At 51.4% G+C, this 356-nt stretch carries 1 protein-coding gene; it reads right to left on the bottom strand.

Annotated elements, in window-relative coordinates:
* Window positions 1-356: fimbrial protein (locus IFU29_RS22275; protein WP_191935774.1), on the bottom strand; the 356-nt coding region annotated here is incomplete at both ends.

The following is a 356-nucleotide window of genomic DNA, read 5'->3' as shown; positions in this document are numbered from 1 at the left end:
CGCAGGCCATAATTAAACTCCATGGTGCCGGGTTGAATTTCATTTTTTGCCATAGGCATACCCGGTGCGGCGACATTCCCCCGCTTATCGGAAATTTGCAGGGCAATACCCTTGGCGCTGCCATCAACACCAAATAGCCCGGCATCTTCTCTGCCGTCAAAGGTCACGGCAAAGTATCGCCAGTCATCCAGCGCAGGGTTGAATTTCTCCAACGTGCAGTTCACCAGTTTAATATTGAATTCATGCAGCTCACCCTGGCCATCACGAATAATCTGGCTGACGGGTAATGTCGCCATGGTAATGGTTTGATCAAGGCTTTCGGTATCAATGGCGCAGGCGGAGGCGATAATCCTGCC

The sequence above is a fragment of the Erwinia persicina genome (genome assembly GCF_014838825.1).
GTDB lineage: Bacteria > Pseudomonadota > Gammaproteobacteria > Enterobacterales > Enterobacteriaceae > Erwinia > Erwinia persicina_A.
Note: the sequence above shows the minus strand (reverse complement) of the source record. Positions and strands in the feature narration are given on the sequence as shown.